General features: G+C 54.7%; 23 protein-coding genes and 3 pseudogenes. 11 read left to right on the top strand and 15 right to left on the bottom strand.

Annotated features, from left to right (window positions below; all coding sequences use genetic code 11):
* Positions 1 to 83: 83 nt before the first annotated feature.
* The 6 genes from A7P99_RS01950 to A7P99_RS01925 all read right to left on the bottom strand — a co-directional run bounded on the left by A7P99_RS01950 (position 84) and on the right by A7P99_RS01925 (position 5262).
* The gene (locus A7P99_RS01950) at positions 84 to 629 is read right to left on the bottom strand and encodes an RDD family protein (RefSeq protein ID WP_067446934.1); all 546 of its coding nucleotides are present in this window, start codon (positions 627 to 629) and stop codon (positions 84 to 86) included.
* A 200-nt stretch (positions 630 to 829) separates the two neighbouring features.
* The gene (gene aroG, locus A7P99_RS01945) at positions 830 to 1882 is read right to left on the bottom strand and encodes a 3-deoxy-7-phosphoheptulonate synthase AroG (RefSeq protein WP_067446932.1); all 1053 of its coding nucleotides are present in this window, start codon (positions 1880 to 1882) and stop codon (positions 830 to 832) included.
* A gap of 289 nt (positions 1883 to 2171) precedes the next feature.
* Complete coding sequence (locus tag A7P99_RS01940) at positions 2172 to 2948, bottom strand: ferredoxin--NADP reductase (RefSeq protein WP_067446930.1); 777 nt, start codon at positions 2946 to 2948, stop codon at positions 2172 to 2174.
* A 2-nt stretch (positions 2949 to 2950) separates the two neighbouring features.
* Positions 2951 to 3793 carry a J domain-containing protein gene (locus A7P99_RS01935; RefSeq protein ID WP_067446928.1) on the bottom strand — a complete coding sequence of 281 codons (843 nt, stop codon included), beginning with the start codon at positions 3791 to 3793 and terminating at the stop codon, positions 2951 to 2953.
* Positions 3794 to 3943: 150 nt separating this feature from the next.
* The gene (locus A7P99_RS01930; RefSeq protein ID WP_067446926.1) at positions 3944 to 4366 is read right to left on the bottom strand and encodes a DUF4124 domain-containing protein; all 423 of its coding nucleotides are present in this window, start codon (positions 4364 to 4366) and stop codon (positions 3944 to 3946) included.
* Between the two features lie 86 nt (positions 4367 to 4452).
* A complete protein-coding gene (locus A7P99_RS01925; RefSeq protein WP_067446924.1) occupies positions 4453 to 5262 on the bottom strand; it encodes an outer membrane protein assembly factor BamD in 810 nt (269 codons plus the stop codon).
* Here A7P99_RS01925 and rluD point away from each other — a divergent pair.
* The 5 genes from rluD to A7P99_RS01900 all read left to right on the top strand — a co-directional run bounded on the left by rluD (position 5261) and on the right by A7P99_RS01900 (position 9295).
* Positions 5261 to 6379 carry a 23S rRNA pseudouridine(1911/1915/1917) synthase RluD gene (gene rluD, locus A7P99_RS01920; protein WP_067446922.1) on the top strand — a complete coding sequence of 373 codons (1119 nt, stop codon included), beginning with the start codon at positions 5261 to 5263 and terminating at the stop codon, positions 6377 to 6379. The two genes, A7P99_RS01925 and rluD, sit on opposite strands and share 2 nt — an antisense overlap.
* A 261-nt stretch (positions 6380 to 6640) precedes the next feature.
* A complete protein-coding gene (gene thiL, locus A7P99_RS01915) occupies positions 6641 to 7627 on the top strand; it encodes a thiamine-phosphate kinase (protein WP_067446919.1) in 987 nt (328 codons plus the stop codon).
* Positions 7620 to 8123 (top strand): phosphatidylglycerophosphatase A, encoded by a 504-nt coding sequence (locus A7P99_RS01910; protein ID WP_067446917.1) that lies wholly within the window; start codon positions 7620 to 7622, stop codon positions 8121 to 8123. Before thiL ends, A7P99_RS01910 begins: the two co-directional genes overlap by 8 nt.
* A 10-nt stretch (positions 8124 to 8133) precedes the next feature.
* Positions 8134 to 8610 carry a DUF4279 domain-containing protein gene (locus A7P99_RS01905; RefSeq protein ID WP_067446915.1) on the top strand — a complete coding sequence of 159 codons (477 nt, stop codon included), beginning with the start codon at positions 8134 to 8136 and terminating at the stop codon, positions 8608 to 8610.
* A 97-nt stretch (positions 8611 to 8707) separates the two neighbouring features.
* Positions 8708 to 9295, top strand: a complete 588-nt coding sequence (locus A7P99_RS01900) for a YhcB family protein (protein ID WP_067527707.1) — start codon at positions 8708 to 8710, stop codon at positions 9293 to 9295.
* A gap of 76 nt (positions 9296 to 9371) precedes the next feature.
* Here A7P99_RS01900 and A7P99_RS01895 read toward each other — a convergent pair.
* A pseudogene (locus A7P99_RS01895) lies at positions 9372 to 9931 on the bottom strand (tellurite resistance TerB family protein).
* Positions 9932 to 10141: 210 nt separating this feature from the next.
* On the bottom strand, positions 10142 to 12715 hold the full coding sequence (gene clpB / locus A7P99_RS01885) for an ATP-dependent chaperone ClpB (RefSeq protein ID WP_067527703.1): 2574 nt from the start codon (positions 12713 to 12715) through the stop codon (positions 10142 to 10144).
* A 162-nt stretch (positions 12716 to 12877) separates the two neighbouring features.
* On the opposite strand from clpB, the gene A7P99_RS01880 reads away from it, so the two are divergent.
* From A7P99_RS01880 to A7P99_RS01870, 3 genes are read left to right on the top strand one after another with little or no spacing between them, the layout of a single operon-like run.
* The gene (locus tag A7P99_RS01880; protein ID WP_231866508.1) at positions 12878 to 13204 is read left to right on the top strand and encodes a thioesterase family protein; all 327 of its coding nucleotides are present in this window, start codon (positions 12878 to 12880) and stop codon (positions 13202 to 13204) included.
* Between the two features lie 28 nt (positions 13205 to 13232).
* On the top strand, positions 13233 to 13682 hold the full coding sequence (locus A7P99_RS01875; protein ID WP_067439001.1) for a thioesterase family protein: 450 nt from the start codon (positions 13233 to 13235) through the stop codon (positions 13680 to 13682).
* A complete protein-coding gene (locus A7P99_RS01870; protein ID WP_067446905.1) occupies positions 13679 to 14596 on the top strand; it encodes a tyrosine-type recombinase/integrase in 918 nt (305 codons plus the stop codon). Before A7P99_RS01875 ends, A7P99_RS01870 begins: the two co-directional genes overlap by 4 nt.
* Before the next feature lie 106 nt (positions 14597 to 14702).
* Here A7P99_RS01870 and A7P99_RS09930 read toward each other — a convergent pair whose 3' ends face one another.
* The 7 genes and pseudogenes from A7P99_RS09930 to A7P99_RS10365 form a co-directional block, all read right to left on the bottom strand.
* A complete protein-coding gene (locus tag A7P99_RS09930; RefSeq protein ID WP_153705441.1) occupies positions 14703 to 14870 on the bottom strand; it encodes a hypothetical protein in 168 nt (55 codons plus the stop codon).
* 97 nt (positions 14871 to 14967) lie between these two features.
* Complete coding sequence (locus A7P99_RS01865) at positions 14968 to 15243, bottom strand: hypothetical protein (protein ID WP_067444782.1); 276 nt, start codon at positions 15241 to 15243, stop codon at positions 14968 to 14970.
* 57 nt (positions 15244 to 15300) lie between these two features.
* Positions 15301 to 16134, bottom strand: a complete 834-nt coding sequence (locus tag A7P99_RS01860; RefSeq protein ID WP_067446903.1) for a PHP domain-containing protein — start codon at positions 16132 to 16134, stop codon at positions 15301 to 15303.
* 72 nt (positions 16135 to 16206) lie between these two features.
* Positions 16207 to 17499, bottom strand: a complete 1293-nt coding sequence (gene serS / locus A7P99_RS01855; RefSeq protein WP_067686326.1) for a serine--tRNA ligase — start codon at positions 17497 to 17499, stop codon at positions 16207 to 16209.
* 305 nt (positions 17500 to 17804) lie between these two features.
* A pseudogene (locus A7P99_RS10370) lies at positions 17805 to 17948 on the bottom strand (cbb3-type cytochrome c oxidase N-terminal domain-containing protein); the annotation flags it as partial.
* A gap of 67 nt (positions 17949 to 18015) precedes the next feature.
* The gene (locus tag A7P99_RS10190) at positions 18016 to 18222 is read right to left on the bottom strand and encodes a hypothetical protein (RefSeq protein WP_153705442.1); all 207 of its coding nucleotides are present in this window, start codon (positions 18220 to 18222) and stop codon (positions 18016 to 18018) included.
* Positions 18141 to 18444: pseudogene (locus A7P99_RS10365) on the bottom strand (cytochrome C oxidase Cbb3); the annotation flags it as partial. The pseudogene A7P99_RS10365 and the gene A7P99_RS10190, both read right to left, overlap by 82 nt.
* 204 nt (positions 18445 to 18648) lie before the next feature.
* Between A7P99_RS10365 and A7P99_RS01850 the strand changes: the two are divergent.
* The 3 genes from A7P99_RS01850 to A7P99_RS01840 all read left to right on the top strand — a co-directional run bounded on the left by A7P99_RS01850 (position 18649) and on the right by A7P99_RS01840 (position 21280).
* On the top strand, positions 18649 to 20388 hold the full coding sequence (locus A7P99_RS01850; protein WP_067686323.1) for a M61 family metallopeptidase: 1740 nt from the start codon (positions 18649 to 18651) through the stop codon (positions 20386 to 20388).
* A gap of 261 nt (positions 20389 to 20649) precedes the next feature.
* A complete protein-coding gene (locus A7P99_RS01845; protein ID WP_067439019.1) occupies positions 20650 to 20952 on the top strand; it encodes an integration host factor subunit alpha in 303 nt (100 codons plus the stop codon).
* Positions 20936 to 21280, top strand: a complete 345-nt coding sequence (locus A7P99_RS01840; RefSeq protein WP_067439022.1) for a hypothetical protein — start codon at positions 20936 to 20938, stop codon at positions 21278 to 21280. The genes A7P99_RS01845 and A7P99_RS01840 overlap by 17 nt, the downstream gene beginning before the upstream one ends.
* The last annotated feature ends 10 nt before the right edge of the window (positions 21281 to 21290 follow it).

Genomic DNA, 21290 nt, shown 5'->3' with positions numbered 1-21290 from the left:
TCCTCAAATTAGGGCAGATAAATAAGGCTACCTGAAAGCGGGAAAATGATTTCAGGTAGCCTTGTGTATGAATAAAAAATGGCTTAGTTTTTGATGACCAATGTCTTTGCCAGCAAATCCTGTAAGGTTTGGCGGTTGCGGCTTTCCATAAACAGCAGCACGATACAGGCGATGGTGGCGATAAGTGCCAGCGAATTGGCCAATGATTTGCTAACAATTCCGATAAGGGTAAAAATGAAGTTGTAGCCAAATTCGCGCACCAAGCAATATTTAACGAAACCGGGGTTGTTGCCATTTTCAGTGATCACGCGGATATTCAAGGCTTTTTTACCTATCGTTTGCCCATCGCGGGACATGATGACCATTTGGTAAATACCAAAGGCGAAAACGAAGAGCAAACTAAGTCCGATAACCATCATCGAATCTTTGATAAAAATTGCGATAACAAAAAAGAAGACCATAAAAATAGCGGCAAAAATCACTATATCTAGCAATCGTGCACCTATCCGCTGCCAAGGGCTGGCCAGATCCACTTCCATTTTACCGTTATCGAATAAATCATTTTCCAATGCGGTGGAAGCATAGGCTTGGCGGAAATCCTCGTTTGGGTTTTCACGGAAATCTTGCATAAGTGTATCTCCCTCAGGCAGCCGCAAACCTTTGCTCCTGCCCTGCAGGTTAATGGCATCGTTGAAAAATTATAGATTCTAACAGTTTGGTGTAATTTGTAAATATTTATAGGTTTTCAGGTAGCCTTTTGTTGTATTGGGCTATCTGAAGCGTATTGGAGGCATTGTATTTAGTAAAAAATCGGCAAAAGCCGCTTTGCTCATATTCTGCCGCGATTAGCTTCGGCCATCAGCGCAAGCAACTTTTCGGTGGCATCCCAGCCGATGCAGGCATCGGTAATGCTTTGGCCGTAGGTTTCGGGTTTGTCTTGGCGGCTTCCCACCAAGTGGCTTTCCACCATGATGCCCATGATGTTTTGCTCGCCGTTTTTCAGCTGCACGGCCACATCGTGCGCCACTTCTATTTGGCGGGTGTAGTCTTTGCGGCTGTTGGCGTGGCTGAAATCCACCATCAATTTGGGCGTTACGCCGGCTTTGGCCAGCTGTTCTGCAGCGGCTTTAACGTGTTCTGCGCTGTAATTCGGCTCTTTGCCGCCGCGCAGGATGGCGTGGCAGTCAGGGTTGCCGGCGGTGTGGACGATGGCGGAGTGACCGGCTTTGGTGACGGAAAGAAAGTGGTGCGGGTGAGAGGCGGCACCAATGGCATCGATGGCGATTTTGAGATTGCCGTCGGTGCCGTTTTTGAAGCCGACCGGGCAGGATAGGCCGCTGGCAAGCTCGCGGTGCACCTGGCTTTCGGTGGTGCGCGCGCCGATGGCGCCCCAGGAGATGAGGTCGGCATAATACTGCGGGGTGATCATGTCGAGAAATTCGGTGGAAGCGGGCACGCCGAGGCTGTTTAAATCCAACAGCAGGCGGCGGGCCTGGCGCAAGCCGAAGTTGATATCGAAGGTGCCGTTGAGATGAGGGTCATTGATGAGCCCTTTCCAGCCCACGGTGGTACGCGGTTTTTCAAAATAAACGCGCATCACGATAAGCAGCTCTTTCTCGTATTTTTTGCGCAGGGGCAACAGGCGCTGGGCGTATTCGAGGGCGGCTTTGGGATCGTGGATGGAACAGGGGCCGATGATGGTGAGCAGGCGTTTATTGCGGCCGTGCACCAGGTCGGCAATCTGATGGCGGGTGGTTTCCACCAAATCGGTGGCGGCTTCGCTGATGGGCAATTCGTAGAGGTGGGCGATGGGGGGCAGCAGCTCACTGATGCTGCGGATGCGTACGTCGTCGGTGCGGCTGAAGGCTTGGGAATGGCTCATGGCTGTGTTTTGCTGTTCGTGGGGAAGAGTCTTATTGTGGACTGAGCAGCGGCTGGTGGCAAGGGCTTAATTTTCAGGTAGCCTTGGATGGGCTTTTGAGGATACTTGAGAATTAATAGATGCTTGATGCACGAGCCTGTGGTTTATCAGCATCTCGTTAGCTCTGATGAATTTCAGCCAGCCTGTAATCTTGCGAGCCAAAAATCGGTTTCAGGTAGCCTGTTAATTGAGGCTGCCTGAAAACGTTGGCAACATCCTGCCTTGCAATTTCCGATATTAGTTAAAGGCATTAAAAGCCGTTTTCCATCATTATATGGCCGGGGATGCGGTTGCGGTGCATGGCAAAGCCAAGCTTGAGCAGAGCTTGGAAAGTGTCTTTTACCATAGCGGGATTGCCGCACAGCATGAAGCGGCTGCGCTCGGTGCTGAACGGCAGGCCGAAGGCTTGGCTGAGGCTGCCGTTTTCCAACAGCTGCGGCAGGCGTTGGCTGAGGCTGCCGGGCTGCTGCTCGCGGGTGAGCACGGGAACGAAGCGCAGTTTATCGTAATACTCGCCCACTAATGGGTGTTCGGCCAAATCGCGGATATGCTGGTTGAACACGGCTTCGTTGGCATGGGAAACGGAGTGAGCCAGGGCGAGATGGTCGAAGCGCTGCCAAATCTGCGGCTGTTGCAAAATGGAGAGGAAGGGGGCGATGCCGGAGCCGGTGCTGAGCATGATGAGGTCGCTACCGTCGGGGAAGCGTTCGGGCAGCAGGAAGCCGGTGGCGGTTTTGTCGAGCAAGATGGTGCTGCCGGCTTCCATCTGTTCGAATCGAGCCGACATGGGGCCGCCTTCGATGAGCACGGCGAAGTATTCGAGGGTGTCGTCGTATTCGGCGGAAACCACGGAATAGGCGCGCCAAATGAAGCCGCTGCCTTCGGGGAAGCCGAGGCGGGAAAATTGGCCGGCGGCAAAGCGGTATTCTTCGGGGCGGCTGATGGCGAAACTCATCAGTTTGGGCGTGTGGCGTTTTACCCAAAGTACGGTTTCTTCTGTGTATTTGGCGGCGGGAGAGGCGCTCATGATTATCCTTGCTGTGTGGGCGGGAGGGTGATGCTGGCATCGGGGTACACCGGCGCATCATTTTGTTTTTCTATTTGCCAAACATCGGTTTGGGTGTGGCGGCCGCTGTCTAAATCAAGATAGAGCAAGCGGTATTGGCCGGCACCGAGTTCGTAGAGGGTGAAGAACCCCTTCTCGGGCATGTAGAAAGTACGGATGTTTTGCCAGCTGCCGTCTTGCTGCATTTGCAGCTCCACCATGCGGTCGGCGCCGTGGTTGGCAATGCTGGCGATAGACATGCCGTTTTGCGCGGCCACAGGGTAGCCTGAAATATAGTCAGAAAAATACGGCCAGATGTTGCCGTTGGGGGCTTTGGCCGGGCGTTGGTAGGCGCTGCCTTGGGCGGCCAGCTGGCTCACGGCGGAAGGCGTATCTTGAGGCGCAGCCGGAGTTTTATCCAGCCACCACCAAAGTTGCAACACGAGCAGCCCAAGCAACAAGCCGGTGCCGAACACCAGCCAAAATGCTTTGTTGGCACGCAGCCGCTGCCACTGCGCTTTCAGCTTCTGCCCCCAAGGCACCAGCTTGGCCTGCTGCCGTGCAGCGGCTTGCTGCAGCAAGGGATTGGTAGCTTTGGCCTGGCGCTGGGCGGCAATCCAGGCATCGTGCCGTTTGCGTTGCTCGGGGTCGGACAACACAGCATAGGCCTTGTTTACCATCTGCATGATGCGCAGGGCTTCAGAATTGTCGGGATTAAAATCGGGATGATAGCGTTTCGACAGGCGGCGGTAGGCCTCGCGTATCTCCTTATCCGAAGCGGTCTCGGACACGCGCAGGTTGCGGTAGTGCGTGGGGATGGCGGGCATAAAGGCTACCTGAAAGCGTAAGCTGCAACGAAGTTAAATCGGGTGGGATGTTAAACGGGAAAAATTGGGTTGATTCGTTTTTCAGGTAGCCTGCATCACACCAAAGGCTACCTGAAAACGTTACTGCAAGAAATTAAAGCACAACCGGATTTATTTATTCAGGTTGTTCACTTCCTGCTGGGCTTTGTTCACTTCCTCTTCCAGCTTACCGATGCGCTCTAGATAGCGGGCGTAGTTGCGCTCGTTGCCATAGCGCACTTTGCGGCCTTCTTCCAGATTCTGCTGGGCTTGGCGCAGGCGCTCGGTGGCGGCTTGGCGCTGGCTTTCATTGGCAGCAGGCTGGGCGGCTGGGGTGGCGGCAGCTGGGCTGCTGTAGCTCGGGCTGCCAGGCGCGGTGCTTACGGGGGCGGGATAGGTGGTCACGCGGCCAAGGGTGACGGCACGGCAATTAGGGCCGGGGGTGGCGGTGTAGGTGCGGCGGCCTTGTCGGTCGGTGCATTCGTAGGTGGTGGCGCTGGCTACGGCACAGAAGCCCAGCAGGCAGGCGGCGAAGAAAGGGGGTAATTTTTTCATTTTCATATCCTTGTTTTGAAGTTAAGACGTTCTAGCTGATAAAGGCTACCTGAAAAACCGCTTTCAGTTAGCCTCCAAGTTCTATACTACTTCCAATAGCGCCACCACGGAATATCGTTTGGCTGCCATTCTTTCTGCAAATAAGGGCTTTGCGGGAAGTTTTGCGCCAACACGCGGCGGGTGTCGCTGCTCAACTCCGGTTTTTCCAAACGGGTGTAAGCGGTCATCATAATCGCCAGCGCCTCTTCCACATAGCGCGTGTTCTGATAACGGCTCACAATCCCCTGTGCGCGGTTGGCGGCGGCCAAGTAAGCGCCGCGCTGCATGTAGTAGCGGGCGATGGCCATTTCGTTACCACCCAAGGCATCTACCAAGCGCGTCATTTTTTCGCGCGCGTCGTTGGCGTATTTGCTATTGGGGAAGCGAGTGATGAGCTCGTTAAACACCTGATAAGCTTCGCGGTTTGCTTTCGGGTCGCGGTCGGACCAATCCTGCGAAGCCAGCTTGTTGAAGATGGATTTGTCTTGATTGAGCACAATCAAGCCCTTCAGATACAGCGCATAATCGGTGTTCGGATGGTTGGGATACAGCTTCAAAAACTGCTCCACATGCGCCAGCGCCTGCGGCTGCTGCTCGTCTTTATAATACACATAAGCCGTATCCAGCCGCGATTGCACCGCTTGGCGGGTGTTGGGGAAACGCGCCCGCAAAATTTCATATAAACGCACCGAACGGCTATAATTGCGGCTCTCCATTTCATCGTGCGCTTCGGCATACAGCTTATCTACCGACCAATCCTGCGTAATCTGGGCATCTTGGCTCACAGCGGTGGTTGAAGTGCTGGAGCAGGCCGACAGCATCACTGCCAGGCCGGTAACTAAAAGAATCTTTTTCATGCAGAACATTTCTTCCTATACCAACAATGACGCCGATTATAACGATGATTTCGACTTTTCGGCAGGGGCAGACGCGGAAAATTGTATAAATTTAACCGTGCCCACCGATTTGGCCGGCCAAAGACTCGATGCCGCGCTGGCCAAACTGCTGCTCGATTATTCCCGCAGCCGCCTGAGCACTTGGATTAAAGACGGCAACGTGTTGCTCAACGGCCAGGTTGCCCGCACCAAAGAGCGGCTCATTGGCGGCGAAACCTTGGAAGTGCATATCCAGCACAGCCACGAAACCGCTGCCTTTACGCCCGAGCCCATGCCGCTGGATATTGTGTTTGAAGATGACAGCGTGATTGTGTTGAACAAACCCGCCGGCCTTGTCGTCCACCCTGCCGCCGGCAACTGGAGCGGCACCCTGCTCAACGGCCTGCTGGCCCACTGCCCGGCATTGGCCGAAATCCCCCGCGCCGGCATCGTGCACCGCCTCGACAAAGACACCAGCGGCCTGATGGTGGTGGCCAAAACCCCGGCCGCACAAAACAGCCTCGTGCAGCAGCTGCAAGAGCGCAGCGTGAAGCGCATCTACCGTGCCGTGGCCGACGGCATCGTGCCGTTCGACGGCAAAATCGACACCCTCATCGGCCGCGACCCGCACAACCGCCTCAAAATGGCCGTAGTCGGCTTCGGCGGCAAAAAAGCCGTTACCCACATCAAAGTGCTCGAACGCTACCAGAGCCATAGCTACATCGAATGCGCCCTCGAAACCGGCCGCACCCACCAAATCCGCGTGCACATGCGCGAAGCCAAACACCCGCTTGCCGCCGACCCCGTATACGGCAACCCGCGCCACCCCTGCTCGGATGCCGTAAAAGAAGCCGTACACCAACTTGCCCGCCAAGCCCTGCACGCCTACCGGCTCAGCTTCGTCCACCCCGAAAGTGGCGAAACCGTACAATTCGAAGCCCCGCTGCCGGAAGACATCCACCACCTGCTCTCCGTATTGCGCTGGGAATGCGGCATGGATTCCGCCCTCAGCCACACCCTGCCCCCCGCCGAGCCCGATGACGAAGATGATTGGGATAACGACGATTACGACGTAGAAACCATCTACGTGCGCGATTAGAGGCTACCTGAAAATGCGGCTTCAACGAAATAAACAACAATCCTCCAGCCCAGCCCAAGCCAAGTTCCCACGCAGCAAAACACTGCGGCTTCAGCAAAACGAAAACATAAACCAAAGGCTACCTGAAAATTTTTAGCTTCACAGAAACTCTCTCTACTAGTTTTAACCTCGTTGCAGCTTAGTTTTAGCTTCGCAGAAACTCAGCTTCCTTTGGAAACTTCGTTTTCAGGTAGCCTCCACCCTATACCCAAACACCCCGCTATGCCCCAATCCACTACAAAACCCCTCGGCGAATTCGACTTCATCCACCGATACCTCACTGCCGAACAGCCGGCCGACCCCGAGCTCCTGCTCGGCATCGGCGACGATGCCGCCATCGTCCGCCCGCGCCCCGGCCATGATTTATGCTTCAGCAGCGATATGCTGCTGGCTGGCCGCCACTTCTTCCCCGATGTCGCCCCTGCCGACCTCGCGCACAAAATCCTGGCCGTAAACATTTCCGATATGGCCGCCATGGGCGCGCGGCCGCGCTGGGTGATGCTCAGCGTCGCCCTGCCCGAGCTCAATCCCGGCTGGCTGGAAGCATTTTCAGGCAGCCTGTTCGCCATGCTGTGCCAATACGGCATCACCCTCATCGGCGGCGACACCACCAAAGGCGATCTCGTTTTCAACGTGGCCATCACCGGCGAGCTGCCCGCGGGCCAAGGCCTGCGTCGCAGCGGTGCGCAAAATGGTGACGATATTTGGGTGTCCGGCCAAATCGGCCTGGCCGCCGCCGCCCTGCACCACATCTGGCAGAACATCAGGCTACCTGAAAACCTGTTTGCCGAATGTGAAGCCGCCCGCCTGCGCCCCACTCCGCGCGTATCCCTCGGCCAAGCCCTGCTGCCCGTTGCCACGGCGGCGCAGGATATTTCCGACGGCCTGGCCCAAGACCTCGGCCACATCCTGCGCGCCTCCAACGTGGGCGCAGAGCTAGACGCCGACCTGGTGCCCACCGCGCCCGGCCTGCGCCAATGCCTGCCCGAACAAACCGTATACGAGCTCACCCTCGCCGGCGGCGACGACTACGAATTATTGTTCACCGCCCCGCCGCAAGCGCGCCCAGCCGTGCTCGCCGCGGCCGAAAGCAGCCGCACGCCCGTAACCCGCATCGGTTGCATCAACGACACAGGCTACCTGAAACTGCTGCGTACCAACGGCAGCGAACTGCACCTTTCCCATTTAGGATTCGACCACTTTGGCTAAACAAAAACCCGCATTCCGCCCCACTTTCGCCTGGCTGCTGCGCCGCCCCACCTGTTTCCTCGGTTTCGGCTTCGGCAGCGGCCTCGCCCCGATTGCCCCCGGCACTTTCGGCACCCTGCCCGCCCTGCCCCTCGCCGCCGCGCTGATGGCGCTGGGCATCGACGGCTGGCTGCTCGCCCTGCTGTGCCTGCCCCTGTTTGCCGTCGGCATCTGGATTTGCAACCAAACCGAAGCCACCCTCGGCGTGCACGACTACGGCGGCATCGTGTGGGACGAAATCGTGGCCATGCTGCTGGTGCTCGCCTTCACGCCGCAATCTTGGGCGTGGTGGCTGGCCGCCTTCGCTGCCTTCCGCTTCTTTGATGCGGTGAAACCGCCGCCCATCCGCTGGTTCGACCGCCAAGTGGGCGGTGGCTTCGGCGTGATGCTGGACGACATCATCGCCGCGCTGATGAGCCTGCTCCTTATCCGCCTCGCCGTCTATTTAATCCAATGAAAATAAGTCGATGGATACGCCCAACCTCAACGAATGCTATCTCTACTTCGCCCTCACCGGCCGCGGTTTCGCCCCCGACGCCGTCAGCGCCGCCCTCAATCTTGCCCCCACCCGCGCGGTGTATGAGGGCAGCAGCATAGGCGGCAGAGTGCTGCAGCATGCCAGCTGGCAATACGGCACACCCGTGCTGCGTGGCGATGACGTGTTCCGCCTAAACGAAATCGCCGACGAACTCATCGCCGCCTTACTGCCGGTACAAGACAAAATTGCCGAGTTAGCCAAAGCCCACCGGCTCGAAGCCTACTTGATGGTTGTGCTCACCGTGAGCACCGACGAGCGCGACTCCACCCCGGCCATCGGCTTTTCTCCCCGAGTAATCAGCTTCTGCCACGCCGTGGGTGCCCGCATCGAATTCGATATCTACCAAGGCCTGCCCGAAGAAGAAACCGGCCACAGCGCAGATAATCCGCAGAGAGTGCTGCATTAACGCAGCAAACTTTTCAGGTAGCCTTTACACAAGGCAACAAACCGCCTAAATTGCTATACAATAGCTATACCGCCCGTCCACCACAAAGGAAAATCCCATGAACAACCTGCCCCTCATTACCCAATTTATCCTCACCGGCCTCGGCGGCTTCCTTATCGGCATGCTCATCACCCTGCTGTTCAAACGTGGCAACAGCAAACAGCAAGCCGAATTGGAAGAAGCCAAAAAAGCCCTGCAAGACTATCGCGAAGCCGTAAACCACCACTTTATCGACACCGCCGAAGCAGTGGACGAGCTCACCCGCAGCTATCAAAACGTATTCGCCCAGCTGAGCCGTGGTGCCGAAGAATTGATGACGCCCGAAGCCTACCGCAGCCAGCTCGAACAGCGCAGCGGCCAAAGCGTTACCCTCTCCTACCTGGCCGAGCAAGCCCCGGAAGCCCATGCCGGCAACGCCGAGCAGCGCGTACAACTCGTGCCGCACGATGCGCCCGTACCCCTGCAAAACGACTTAGACGAAGCCGACGCCGCTGCCGATGCCACCGTGTTCAATCCTGCCAACACCACCGAACCCGCCCCAGCCGCCAGCCCGGAAAAAGAAACCGTACCTGCCGCTGAGCCGGCTGCTCCAGCCCCGGCAGATGAAGCCGCCGAACCCGCCAAAGAAACCCCGCCTGCGGTGTGATGCTTCGTTCAGAACGGATTAAAGGCTACCTGAAAATTTTCAGGTAGCCTTTTGCTTATACCAAACGGCTGGTGTTTTATTGTGCCAACTCCAACTGCTCCACCAAACCGTCATCCAGCCCCAAAGCCTGCGACAGCCGGGACAAGAAGGCAATCTCACCGCGCACCAAATCGCCGCAAACCGCGCGGGCAACCAAATAGGCTTCGGCAGCCAGCGCCTGATCACCGCCCACCGCCTCGGCCAGCTCGTTAATAGAAGCCGGACGGGCATATTCGTTGGCCAGCCACTGCTGCAATTCGGCATCGGCACCACCCTCTTGGGCAATCAGCTGCTTTTCCATTTCATCAATCAAGCCGTCTGAAGCCGCGGCAGCAATCATGGTGCGCAAAATCACGCGGCTGCGCTCTTCAGCCGGCTGCCCCTGCGCTGCAAAAGCCGCTTCAGGCAAAGCGGCTACCGTGTTGTTTTGCCGGCCTCCCTGCCAGCTTTGGTAGGCCTGATAGGCCATCATCCCCAAGGCAGCAGCCGAACCGGCCTTCAGCAATGATTTCGCGCCGCCTTTTTTCAGCAGAATCGCAGCCAGCCCGCCGATTAACGCCCGCCACCGAACGAGTTGAGCGGATTGTTATCAGACATCACTTGGTTGCCGCTTTACTGCACGGCACCAAATACTTGGTTGAGCAGGTTATTGAAATCCATATCATATGGTTTCCTTTTTGTGTGAAATTGTAGCTTGCTGTAGTTTTCACATAACGCATTTCCCGCGTGATGTAAAGCAGGCTACCTGAAAATATCGGTTTAATCATTTTCAGGTAGCCTGCTGTTTCAAACATTCAAGCCTTCAAATCAGGCAAACACTAATCTGCCGCCTTCTTCTTTCACATGAATCGTGCTGTCTGGTGCGTATTTGCCTTCGAGCAGGGCTTTGGCCAGCGGGTTTTCGATTTCCGATTGGATGGCGCGTTTGAGCGGGCGTGCGCCGTACACGGGGTCGAAACCGGCTTCGGCAATCAAATCCAAAGCGGCATCGTCTACTTTCAAGTGCAGGTGCTGCGCTTCCAAACGTTTTTCCAAGCCTTTGAGCTGGATTTTCGCGATGCTGCGGATATTCTCCTGATCCAAGCCGTGGAACACGACCACTTCATCAATACGGTTGATCATTTCGGGGCGGAAGTAGGCTTTCACTTCTTCCATCACCGCTTCTTTCACGGCATCGTAGTCCTGCGTGCCCATTTGTTGGATGTGCTGGCTGCCGATGTTGGAAGTCATGACGATGACAGTGTTTTTGAAGTCCACAGTGCGACCTTGCCCGTCGGTCAAACGACCGTCATCCAATACTTGCAGCAGGATGTTGAACACGTCGGGATGGGCTTTTTCCACTTCGTCCAAAAGAATCACGCTGTACGGTTTGCGGCGGACTTGTTCGGTCAGGTAGCCGCCCTCTTCGTAGCCGACATAGCCCGGAGGTGCGCCGATGAGGCGGGCAACGGCGTGTTTTTCCATGTATTCGGACATGTCGATGCGGATGAGGTGGTCTTCGCTGTCAAACAGGAAGCCTGCCAGGGCTTTGCACAACTCGGTTTTACCCACGCCGGTCGGGCCTAGGAACAGGAAGCTGCCGTAAGGTTTGTTCGGATCGGCAAGGCCGGAGCGGCTGCGGCGGATGGCGTCGGACACAGCACGCATGGCTTCGTCTTGTCCAACCACGCGGCGGTGCAATACTTCTTCCATTTTCAATAGTTTGTCGCGTTCGCCCTCCATCATTTTGGCGACGGGGATACCAGTCATGCGCGATACAATTTCGGCCACTTCGTCCGCGCCGACTTCGGTGCGGAAGAGTTTGTTTTGTTTTTTGCCGTCGGGGTTGCTTTCCGCCGCCTGCAACTGTGCGCCCAATTTCGGCAACTCGCCGTATTCGAGTTCGGACGCACGGGCAAAGTCGCCTTGGCGTTTGGCCTGCTCGATTTTTATTTTAATGTCGTCCATCTGTTTTTTGATGTCGGCGGTGCTGGAAGACGCGGCTTTTTCGGCTTTCCAGATTTCGTCCAAATCGGCGTATTCTTTTTGCAGACCGTCAATTTCTTCGTCTATCAGTTCCAAACGTTTTTTGCTGGCGTCGTCGCTTTCTTTGGCAACATGCATTTTTTCCATTTTTAGCTGGATGATGCGGCGGTCGAGTTTGTCCATCTGCTCGGGCTTGCTGTCCAACTCCATTTTGATGCGGCTGGCGGCTTCATCAATCAAATCAATCGCTTTGTCAGGCAGGAAGCGGTCGGTGATGTAACGGTCGCTCAATTCTGCGGCGGCAACGATGGCAGGGTCGGTGATGTCGATGCCGTGGTGGATTTCATAGCGTTCCTGCAAACCGCGCAGAATGGCGATGGTGTCTTCCACGCTGGGTTCGCCGACCAATACTTTTTGGAAGCGGCGTTCGAGTGCCGCATCTTTTTCGATGTATTGGCGGTATTCGTCCAAAGTGGTCGCGCCGATGCAGTGCAATTCGCCGCGCGCCAAAGCTGGTTTCAACATATTGCCCGCGTCCATCGCGCCGTCGGTTTTGCCAGCGCCGACCAAGGTATGGATTTCGTCAATGAAAATCAGGGTGTTGCCGTCGTCTTTCGCCAAGTCGTTCAACACGCCTTTCAAGCGTTCTTCAAATTCGCCGCGGTATTTTGCGCCGGCAATCAATGCCGCCAAATCCAAAACCAGCAGGCGTTTGTTGCGCAGGGATTCGGGCACTTCGCCGTTGACGATGCGTTGCGCCAAACCTTCGACAATGGCGGTTTTACCCACGCCAGGTTCGCCGATCAGCACGGGGTTGTTTTTGGTGCGACGTTGCAATACCTGAATCGCGCGGCGGATTTCGTCGTCGCGACCGATAACGGGGTCGAGTTTGCCGTCGCGGGCGCGCTGGGTCAGGTCAAGCGTGTATTTTTTCAGAGCATCGCGTTGGTCTTCGGCATTGGCATCGTTCACGTTTTGTCCTCCGCGTACCGCATCAATTGCGGCATTGATGTTTTGTTCGGTCGCACCGGCTTCTTTCAGGATTTTGCCAGTCGCATCGTTCTGCTGCACCAAGGCGAGCAGGAAAAGTTCGCTGGCGATATAGGCATCGCCGCGTTTGACGGCGGCCTTATCCGTCAGATTCAACACCGCCTGTAATTCGCGGCTGGGCAGAATATCGCCCCCCTGGCCGGACACTTTCGGCAGGCTATTTAAATGTTGCTGCAAACGCTGCTTCACTTGCGGCACGTTCACGCCCGTATGAGCCAACAGTGCAGATGTTCCGCTGTTTTGGTCGTCAAGCAGGGCTTTTAACACGAAACCTGCTTCCAGATAGCTGCTATCCGCAGCCAAGGCCAAACTCTGGCCTTCTTGCAAGGCCTGTTGGAATTTAGCGGTTAATTTGTCGTATCGCATGATTATTTCCTTTGCATATTGTTTTCTTGCAAGGCATATGGGTTTGGAGCAGATTTTGTCAAGGTATTTACACAGCTGTTTTACAGAATGTTGTTGCAACACGTTCAATAATTAGGCAACAAATGCTAAGATAACATGGTTTTTAATCAGCGGAGCCCTAGTATGCCAGCCGCTCAGCGCATCCAAATCAACCTGCCGGAACACTTCTGTTTTGAAACCCGCATCATGCTAGAAGTCGGCCACCTCAACTATGGTAACCACCTTGCCAACGATGCCGTTTTGCGCATCGCCCACGAAGCCCGCTTACGCTTTCTTGCCGCGCACGGCTGCACTGAAACCGATGCCTTCGGTGCCGGTCTGATTATGGCCGATGCTGTCGTGCAATACCGTGCCCAAGCCTTTCATGGCGAAGAGCTGCTAGTTCAGGTAGCCTTTTTACAGAATGTTGTTGCAACACGTTCAATAATTAGGCAACAAATGCTAAGATAACATGGTTTTTAATCAGCGGAGCCCTAGTATGCCAGCCGCTCAGCGCATCCAAATCAACCTGCCGGAACACTTCTGTTTTGAAACCCGCATCATGCTAGAAGTCGGCCACCTCAACTATGGTAACCACCTTGCCAACGATGCCGTTTTGCGCATCGCCCACGAAGCCCGCTTACGCTTTCTTGCCGCGCACGGCTGCACTGAAACCGATGCCTTCGGTGCCGGTCTGATTATGGCCGATGCTGTCGTGCAATACCGTGCCCAAGCCTTTCATGGCGAAGAGCTGCTAGTTCAGGTAGCCTTAGGCGAAATTGGCAAGGCCGGTTTCCCGTTTTTCGCCAAACTCTCCCGGGCAGCCGACCACACCGAAATCGCCCGCGTACAATGCGGCATGGTGTTTTTCAACTACGCCGCCCAGCTTATCGAGCATACTCCCGCCGCCTTCCGCGCCCATTTTACTCACCACAGAGCAGAGCAATGAGCAGCGGTTGGATAGCACAAATCGAAGCCTGGCTGCACAGCCTGCAACAGCAAAACCACTCCCCTCACACCCTAGCCGCCTACCGCCGAGACCTCGCCTGGCTGGCCAATTTTCAGCCGCAAAGCGCACTTGCCCGACCATTGTTCACCGCCGCCCTGCGCCAGCTTGGCCAACAAAACCAGCACCCACACAGCATCGCCCGCCGCCTCAGCGCTTGGCGGCAATTTTGCCGCTGGCTGGTGCGAACAGGCTATCTGAAAACCGACCCCACCCACGGTCTTAAAGCCCCCAGATCCCCTGAACGCCTGCCCAAAGCTGTACCTGCCGAGCCGCTTAACCAACTCCTCGACCAAGCCCCAGAAAATCTGCTCGACAGTCGAGACCTTGCCATCTTTGAGCTGCTCTACGGCAGCGGCCTGCGCCTTGCTGAAGCCTGTGCTCTCAACCTGGCCGACCTTAACCTGCAAAGCGGTTGGGTGGCCGTCACCGGTAAAGGCTGCAAACAACGCCATCTTCCCCTCACCGCTCAAAGTATCCGCACCCTCGAAGGCTACCTGAAAACCCGTACCGCCGCGCCCAACGAAACAGCCCTCTTCACCGGCCGTACCGGCCGCCGCCTCGGTGCCCGCCAAATCCAAAAACGCCTGCAACAATTCGCCGCCCGTTACGGCAGCTGCCACCTCAGTCCCCATATGTTGCGCCACAGCTATGCTAGCCACCTGTTGCAAAACACCCGCGACATCCGTGCTGTACAAGAGCTGCTCGGCCACAGTCAGCTCGCCACCACCCAGCACTACACCAAGCTGGATTTCGACCATCTCGCTCGCGTGTACGATGATACCCACCCCCGTGCCAAGCGGCAGCAAACCAAAGCTGAAACAATGCAAGATAAAGAAGGAAAAATAGAGAAATAGTGTTGCTTATTAGCCAGCGTGCGATATAAAAAAGGACTACCTAAAGGTTTCAGGTAGCCTTTTTCGGCAATTTGAGCAATAGCGCGCGCAGTGCCCAATCAAGCAATCAGTTCAGCGTTCTGTTCTGCTCGATTTCCTGTTTTTTGCGCTCCAAGATACGCTCAATTTCCTCTTCACGGCGCTGGCGCTCAATTTCCTGTTCAATGCGACGGTTGCGGAAAAAGAAGAAAGCCACTACACCGGCCAAAATCAGGGCTAGTAAAACCAAAAACATATTTATCACTCCTCTAATTATTAATAAAATCTTCGATTATCAGTCCTACATTCCTTCCTCACGAGGAATACAGCCTGACACTTTTCGGCAGGTTACCTTATTTAGCTTTTTTTGTCTTTTCTCCATTCACACTTTGCAGTCGGTCTGCAATAAATCCCTGGATAAGTTCGCGCTTTTCCCAGAAGAAGGTTTGCATTTTGCCTAGGGAATAAATCTTGCGCACCATGCCGGGCAGGCCGGCATGCACGATGGCGGCAATTTCGTTGTTGCTTATTTCTTCAGCCATGGCCTGCTCCAGCGTGAGCTTTTTCTCAGTAAGGTAGTCTTGCAGCTGCTTTCTCACATAGTTGTTGATTTCAAACTGTTTGATCATGGTTCATTTCCTTATATCGTTTTCCCGTGCACAAAGCATTAGTGCGTGAATGGAGTACTACAAGCAAAATTCTTGCCAAACCGGCCGACAGCGCTCGGGCAGTGGCGGGCATGCACCGAGGCGACCGCTGCCGAAGTCGCCTATGCGATGGAAATCGCTACCAGCGCTGGCCAGAAAGCCGTGTTGCTCAGCGAGGCGGGCGTAGTTGAGGCGGTCGTTCAAGTCGGTGGTGCTGCTGTGCACCTCAATAGCCTGCCCACCCAGCGCTTTAAATTCAGTGAATAAATTACGCTGAGCGGTGGCAGAGAGGCCGTAGCGGATGGGGTGGGCAACAACTGCAATGCCGCCTGCACCCAAAATAGCAGCTACGGCCTCTTCGAGCGTAGCCCATTCATGCCTTACGTAGCCAGGTTTACCATCACCCAAATATTTTTTAAAAGCCTGCTGTTTATTACGCACATGGCCTTGTTCCATCAGCCATTGCGCCAGATGGGTGCGGCTGGCCATTTCACGGTTGGGCACCAGCGCGAGCGCGCCCTCGCAGGCACCGGCAAGGCCTTTCTTCTCAAGCTTTTCCGCCATGCGCAAAAAACGCTCCAGCCGTCCGCGCCGCAGCCTGGCCAGCAGGTTTTGCAGTACGGCATCGGTGTCATCGAAATTGAGGCCAACGATATGGATGGTGCGCTTGCGCCAGCTCACGGAGACTTCCACGCCGTTTATCAGCCGAATGCCCAAGGCTTGCGCTTCCTGCCGTGCTTCGTCCAGGCCGCCGGTGTGGTCGTGGTCGGTAAGCGCAAGCAAGGTACAACCATTGGCGTGTGCTAGTTTCACCATTTCGCGTGGTGGCAGAGCACCATCTGAAACATTGGAATGGCAGTGTAAATCTATCATCTAGTCAGCTAATTGATATTACATGAAGGCTACCTGAAAAACCAAAAATAGGTTTTCAGGTAGCCTTTAGGCTTAGGGAACAAGCTTGTCCACGCCGCCCAAATAGGGGCGCAAGGCAGCAGGGATGTTGATGCTGCCGTCGGCATTTTGGTGGTTTTCTAACACCGCCACTAAGGTACGACCTACTGCCAAGCCGGAGCCGTTCAGGGTGTGCACTAAGCGATTTTTACCATCTTCATCTTTGAAGCGGGCTTTCATGCGGCGGGCTTGGAAATCTTCGCAGTTGGAGCAGCTGGAGATTTCGCGGTAGGTGTTTTGCGCGGGCACCCACACTTCCAAATCGTAGGTTTTGGCGGCACCGAAGCCCATGTCGCCGGTACACAGGGTAATAACGCGGTAAGGCAGTTCGAGCAATTGTAGGATGCGCTCGGCGTGGCCGACCATTTCTTCTAGTGCGGCATAGGAGTGTTCTGGGTGGACGATTTGCACCATTTCCACTTTGTCGAACTGGTGCTGGCGGATAAGGCCGCGTGTGTCTTTGCCGTGTGAACCGGCTTCGCTGCGGAAACAGGGTGAATGGGCGGTAAGCTTGATAGGTAGTGCATTGGCGGACAGGATGCGCTCGCGCACGGTGTTGGTCAGAGTTACTTCGGCAGTGGGAATAAGGTATTGCATGGTTTTGCTCTCGTTGCCACCACGGGTAACGTGGAACAGATCTTCACCGAATTTGGGCAGCTGGCCTGTGCCGATGAGGGTGCTGTCGCTGACGATATAAGGTGTATAGCACTCTGTGTAGCCGTGCTGTTGGGTGTGGGTGTCGAGCATAAATTGCGCCAAGGCACGGTGCAGGCGGGCAACTTGGCCTTTCATCAGGCTGAAGCGGGCGCCGGAAAGCGCAGCAGCAGTTTCAAAGTCGAGACCGAGCTTTTCGCCTAAGTCCACATGGTCTTTGATTTCGAAATCAAATTGGCGCGGGCTGCCCACGCGACGCACTTCTACATTTTCGGTTTCATCTTTGCCGGCCGGCACGCTCTCATGTGGCAGATTTGGAATACTGAGCAACAGAGTGTCGATTTGTGCCTGTACGGTTTGGTAATCGGTATCAGCCCGTTCTAAATCAGTTTTGATTTTCGCCACTTCGGACATGGCTGCTTCGACTTCGGCGTGCTTACCCTGCCCTTTGAGCGCGCCGATTTGTTTGGACACGCTGTTGCGCCGTGATTGCAGCTCTTCGGTACGCATCTGCAGGGCCTTACGATGCGCTTCCAGCGCGTCGAAGACAGTAGGGTTGAAAACAAAACCGCGCTGCGCCAGTTTGGTAGCAACGGCGGCCGCATCGGTGCGGAAAAGTTGGATATCTAGCATGATTTGCGTCCTGTAAAGAAGATTTGGCTATATTGTAAACGCGGCGTATAGGAAAGGCTACCTGAAAAAGCTAAGGCATTTTTCAGGTAGCCTTCAAATGGATGCTTTCTTACTTGGCTGCAGGCTGCGATGCAGAGGAAGCAGCACTAGCTGACGAAGCGCCGGCAGATGCAAGAGCGGACGCTGTTGTTGCTGCGGGCTTGGTGGCACTACTCGGATTAGCTTTACCCCACACATAGGTGGTTAGGATAGCCGATGGAAAACAGTCAAATCAGAATAATATGAGGTAAAACACTAGAGTGTGACAGCGGATCGTTGTATTCCTCGATGCCGTTCCAATTGTGGCCGGTGGTTTTTACATCTTCGCCTTTGGCCGGTATCTTAACTTTACTTTGCGACAAAATTAGCCATATCAGCCTGATAAAGCTGATTGCGACGATGCCAGTAATGTAGTAGTTCCGGAAATTGCCAGTTTAAAGAGGGATGTATTCATTGTTGTGCTCCGTATTCACGGCTTTAGGGAGTCTGGTTGTTGTTATTGATCGAATCATTATCATCGATGATGTGCCGCTCCTCTTCATCGTAGTGCGTTTTGAATTTGTCGTAGTAGTAGGCAATATTGATCGGTATACTCCAATTTCCTTGGTATAGTTCATTGGCAGGGCAACCGCCGCCAGCAGAATCACCAGCTGCCAGCTCCAGAATGTAAAGGCTGGTAGTCAACCGCCATATAGACGAGCGTTACAAGCGTGCTGCACCATAATTAAGATGTGGCAATTAAGCCACAGCTACCGAATACAAAAATAATGGCATTGGTATGCGGTGGACGTAAACGGCCAGAAGGGAACCACGGCCCCAACTCAGATAGATTCAGCTGCGGAAAATAGAGCTGTGCAGTCACAGTTACTCTAACCAATATTCCAACCACACCCCAACCACCGTCATCACGGCAAACTGCCGCACTACTTTGTAGTTATAGGTTTATGTTCTCATGAAAAATCTCTATTCTCTATATTGAAAGATAGCTGTACTCTCCTTTAATACTGGTATTGCATGTAACTTAAACAGTATATAAAGCAAATTTTCATTTTTAACAAAACAGGTTTCCTGAAAAAGCTGTATCCCATTCAGTTCTAGCGAAACAAGCAAATGCTCCACTACACCATTACTCCCTTGCCTGAACAGCATCTCTTCCGCGTCTGCCTGCGTTTCAGCCACTGCGGCAGCCAAGCCGTCCGCCTCACCCTGCCCAACTGGGTGCCCGGTAGCTATATGATTCGCGAGTTTGCCCGGCACATCGTCCGTATTGAAGCCAGCTGTAACGGCCAAACTGCCAACTTACAAGCCGTCAGCAAAAATATCTGGCAGGCCGAAGAAAACACACCCGGCGACTGGCTCATTGAATACGACGTTTATGCCTTCGATCTCTCCGTACGCGGCTGCTATTTAGATAGCGAACGCGCCTTCTTCGACGGCGCCGCCCTGTTTTTTCAGGTAGCCTCACACACCGAAGAGCCACACCAAGTCGAACTCTGTTTCCCCAGCCAATGGCAAACTGCCACCGCCCTGCCCAGGCTGGATAACCATCTCTACCAAGCAAACAACTACCGTCATCTTATCGATTGCCCGCTTGAATCCGGCACCCTCGAAATTCTCGAATTCACCGCTGCCGGCATTCCACATCGCATCGTCCTCAGCGGCCACTACCCCGACTTCGACCGTCAACGCCTGCTGGCCGACACCCAAGCCATCTGCACCGCCCAACTCCAATTCTTCCCCAGCCCCGCCCCATTTACGCACTACACCTTCTTGCTGCACCTGGGCGATCACGTCTACGGCGGCCTCGAGCACACATCATCCACTGCCCTGCTCGCCGATCGCAGCTGGCTACCTGAAAATAACCTTGCCGAAGCCTCTGCCAACTACACCCAGCTGCTCGGCCTGATTTCCCACGAATACTTCCACGCCTGGAACGTCAAATCCATCAAACCCGCCGCCCTTGCCCAATCCGATCTCAACCAAGAAGCCTACACCGAGCTTTTATGGGCATTCGAAGGCATCACCTCCTATTACGACAACCTATTCCTCGTGCGTAGCGGTTGTATCAGCCCCACCGCCTATCTCGAACTCTTAGCTAAAACCATCACCCGTGTGCACCGCAATCCCGGACACCGCCTGCAAACCCTAGCCCAATCCAGCTTCCACGCCTGGGACAAATACTATAAGCAAAACGAGAACAGTCCCAATGTCATTACCAGCTACTACCAGCAAGGCACCCTCGCCGCCCTTTGCCTCGACCTGTACATACGCAAGCAAAGCTGGCATAGTCTCGACAGCATCATGCAAGCCCTCTATCAGGACTGGCTAACCAGAAAACAACCCCTGCACGAAACCGAATGGGAAGAGCTTGCCCAAACCATCACTGGCCTCGACTTACGTAGCCTGTTTAACCAACTCATCCGCAGCACCCAAGCCCTGCCTTTCGAAACCGCCCTCGCCCACGCTGGCTTGCGCCTGCATTGGTTGCCCTTGCCACCCTCGCACAACGGCGGCTGCGGGCTGTTACCCCCTACTCTGCCAGCCAACGACTTCGGTGCCCGCTTCCAGCAAAACAGCAGCGACATCACCCTAAGCCACGTACTCAACGGCGGCAGTGCCGAACAAGCAGGCCTTGCTGCAGGCGACCGCATCATTGCCATCAACGGCTATGCTACCAATGACTTCGCCGTTCAATGGCAGCAGCAGAAAGCCAGCAGCCAAGCCAAATTGCACTACTTCCGATACGGCGTGTTGTATCACACCTCTGCCACTGTACGGCTTGCCGCCGCCAACACCGCCTGGCTTACTATCGAAAATCCAGTCGCACTACAAACCTGGCTGCAAATATAGCCAAAGCACTGGTTTTCTTCCTACTGCGTTAGCTCGCATTGTAGAAAAATGAGCTTTGGCCATATCAAAGCACAGCCATTTTTCAGGTAGCCTTTTTGGAACAGCTGCCAGTGAAATCCACTGTTTATAGGCATAATGAACAAATTGCCACATAATCTGTCGTCTCATTTCACAGATTTTTCCGCATGTAGCAGCATTCACTTGATTTCTAAAAAGTAATTAGCGATAATTCTCAACTTAGTAACTTTAGAGGTAAACTCAATGACACTCACTAAAGCAGAATTGGCCAATATTCTGGTAGAAAAAGTCAGCAATATTAGCAAGAGCGATGCAAAAGAAATCGTTGAACTCTTCTTCGAAGAGATCCGCGCCACTTTAGAACGCGGTGAGGAAATCAAAATTTCCGGCTTCGGCAACTTCCAACTGCGTGACAAACCGCAACGCCCTGGCCGCAATCCCAAAACCGGCAAAGAAGTTCCGATTACCGCTCGCCGAGTGGTAACCTTCCACGCCAGCCAAAAACTCAAAGGCATGGTGGAACACCACTATGGTAAACAAAACTGAACGCGCCTTACCGCCCATTCCAGTTAAACGCTACTTCAGCCTGGAAGAATTGTGCTATCTAGCCGATATCCAGCCCGAACAATTCTTCCAATGGCAGCAAGATAACGGCGTAGTGATCGGCCATGGCGGCAACCAATACACCCGGCAAGATGTGGTGAAGATCCGTAAATTAAGCGGCAGTTTCCCCACCTACATCGACCGTTTCAATCTAAACGGCCACGACAGCCTAAATCGCCCCGCTGCCACTGCTGAAGAAGTTTGGCAGGATTTGCAGGTAATTTTAGAAAAAATCGAAGCAGTCCTTGCCAAGCCGCAAAAAACAGCTTAGAATCGTTTTT

Origin of the sequence: Eikenella sp. NML120348, assembly GCF_001648435.1 — a bacterium.
In the GTDB taxonomy this organism is placed as follows: domain Bacteria; phylum Pseudomonadota; class Gammaproteobacteria; order Burkholderiales; family Neisseriaceae; genus Eikenella; species Eikenella exigua.
Note: the sequence above shows the minus strand (reverse complement) of the source record. Positions and strands in the feature narration are given on the sequence as shown.

Bases quoted from the DNA above. Each gene is read 5' to 3' on its own strand.
- A7P99_RS01950 (WP_067446934.1), bottom strand. From the start codon at position 629: ATGCAAGATTTCCGTGAAAACCCAAACGAGGATTTCCGCCAAGCCTAT.
- aroG (WP_067446932.1), bottom strand. From the start codon at position 1,882: ATGAGCCATTCCCAAGCCTTCAGCCGCACCGACGACGTACGCATCCGC.
- A7P99_RS01940 (WP_067446930.1), bottom strand. From the start codon at position 2,948: ATGAGCGCCTCTCCCGCCGCCAAATACACAGAAGAAACCGTACTTTGG.
- A7P99_RS01935 (WP_067446928.1), bottom strand. From the start codon at position 3,793: ATGCCCGCCATCCCCACGCACTACCGCAACCTGCGCGTGTCCGAGACC.
- A7P99_RS01930 (WP_067446926.1), bottom strand. From the start codon at position 4,366: ATGAAAAAATTACCCCCTTTCTTCGCCGCCTGCCTGCTGGGCTTCTGT.
- rluD (WP_067446922.1), top strand. From the start codon at position 5,261: ATGCAGAACATTTCTTCCTATACCAACAATGACGCCGATTATAACGAT.
- A7P99_RS01925 (WP_067446924.1), bottom strand. From the start codon at position 5,262: ATGAAAAAGATTCTTTTAGTTACCGGCCTGGCAGTGATGCTGTCGGCC.
- thiL (WP_067446919.1), top strand. From the start codon at position 6,641: ATGCCCCAATCCACTACAAAACCCCTCGGCGAATTCGACTTCATCCAC.
- A7P99_RS01905 (WP_067446915.1), top strand. From the start codon at position 8,134: ATGGATACGCCCAACCTCAACGAATGCTATCTCTACTTCGCCCTCACC.
- A7P99_RS01900 (WP_067527707.1), top strand. From the start codon at position 8,708: ATGAACAACCTGCCCCTCATTACCCAATTTATCCTCACCGGCCTCGGC.
- clpB (WP_067527703.1), bottom strand. From the start codon at position 12,715: ATGCGATACGACAAATTAACCGCTAAATTCCAACAGGCCTTGCAAGAA.
- A7P99_RS01880 (WP_231866508.1), top strand. From the start codon at position 12,878: ATGCCAGCCGCTCAGCGCATCCAAATCAACCTGCCGGAACACTTCTGT.
- A7P99_RS01875 (WP_067439001.1), top strand. From the start codon at position 13,233: ATGCCAGCCGCTCAGCGCATCCAAATCAACCTGCCGGAACACTTCTGT.
- A7P99_RS01870 (WP_067446905.1), top strand. From the start codon at position 13,679: ATGAGCAGCGGTTGGATAGCACAAATCGAAGCCTGGCTGCACAGCCTG.
- A7P99_RS09930 (WP_153705441.1), bottom strand. From the start codon at position 14,870: ATGTTTTTGGTTTTACTAGCCCTGATTTTGGCCGGTGTAGTGGCTTTC.
- A7P99_RS01865 (WP_067444782.1), bottom strand. From the start codon at position 15,243: ATGATCAAACAGTTTGAAATCAACAACTATGTGAGAAAGCAGCTGCAA.
- A7P99_RS01860 (WP_067446903.1), bottom strand. From the start codon at position 16,134: ATGATAGATTTACACTGCCATTCCAATGTTTCAGATGGTGCTCTGCCA.
- serS (WP_067686326.1), bottom strand. From the start codon at position 17,499: ATGCTAGATATCCAACTTTTCCGCACCGATGCGGCCGCCGTTGCTACC.
- A7P99_RS01850 (WP_067686323.1), top strand. From the start codon at position 18,649: ATGCTCCACTACACCATTACTCCCTTGCCTGAACAGCATCTCTTCCGC.
- A7P99_RS01845 (WP_067439019.1), top strand. From the start codon at position 20,650: ATGACACTCACTAAAGCAGAATTGGCCAATATTCTGGTAGAAAAAGTC.
- A7P99_RS01840 (WP_067439022.1), top strand. From the start codon at position 20,936: ATGGTAAACAAAACTGAACGCGCCTTACCGCCCATTCCAGTTAAACGC.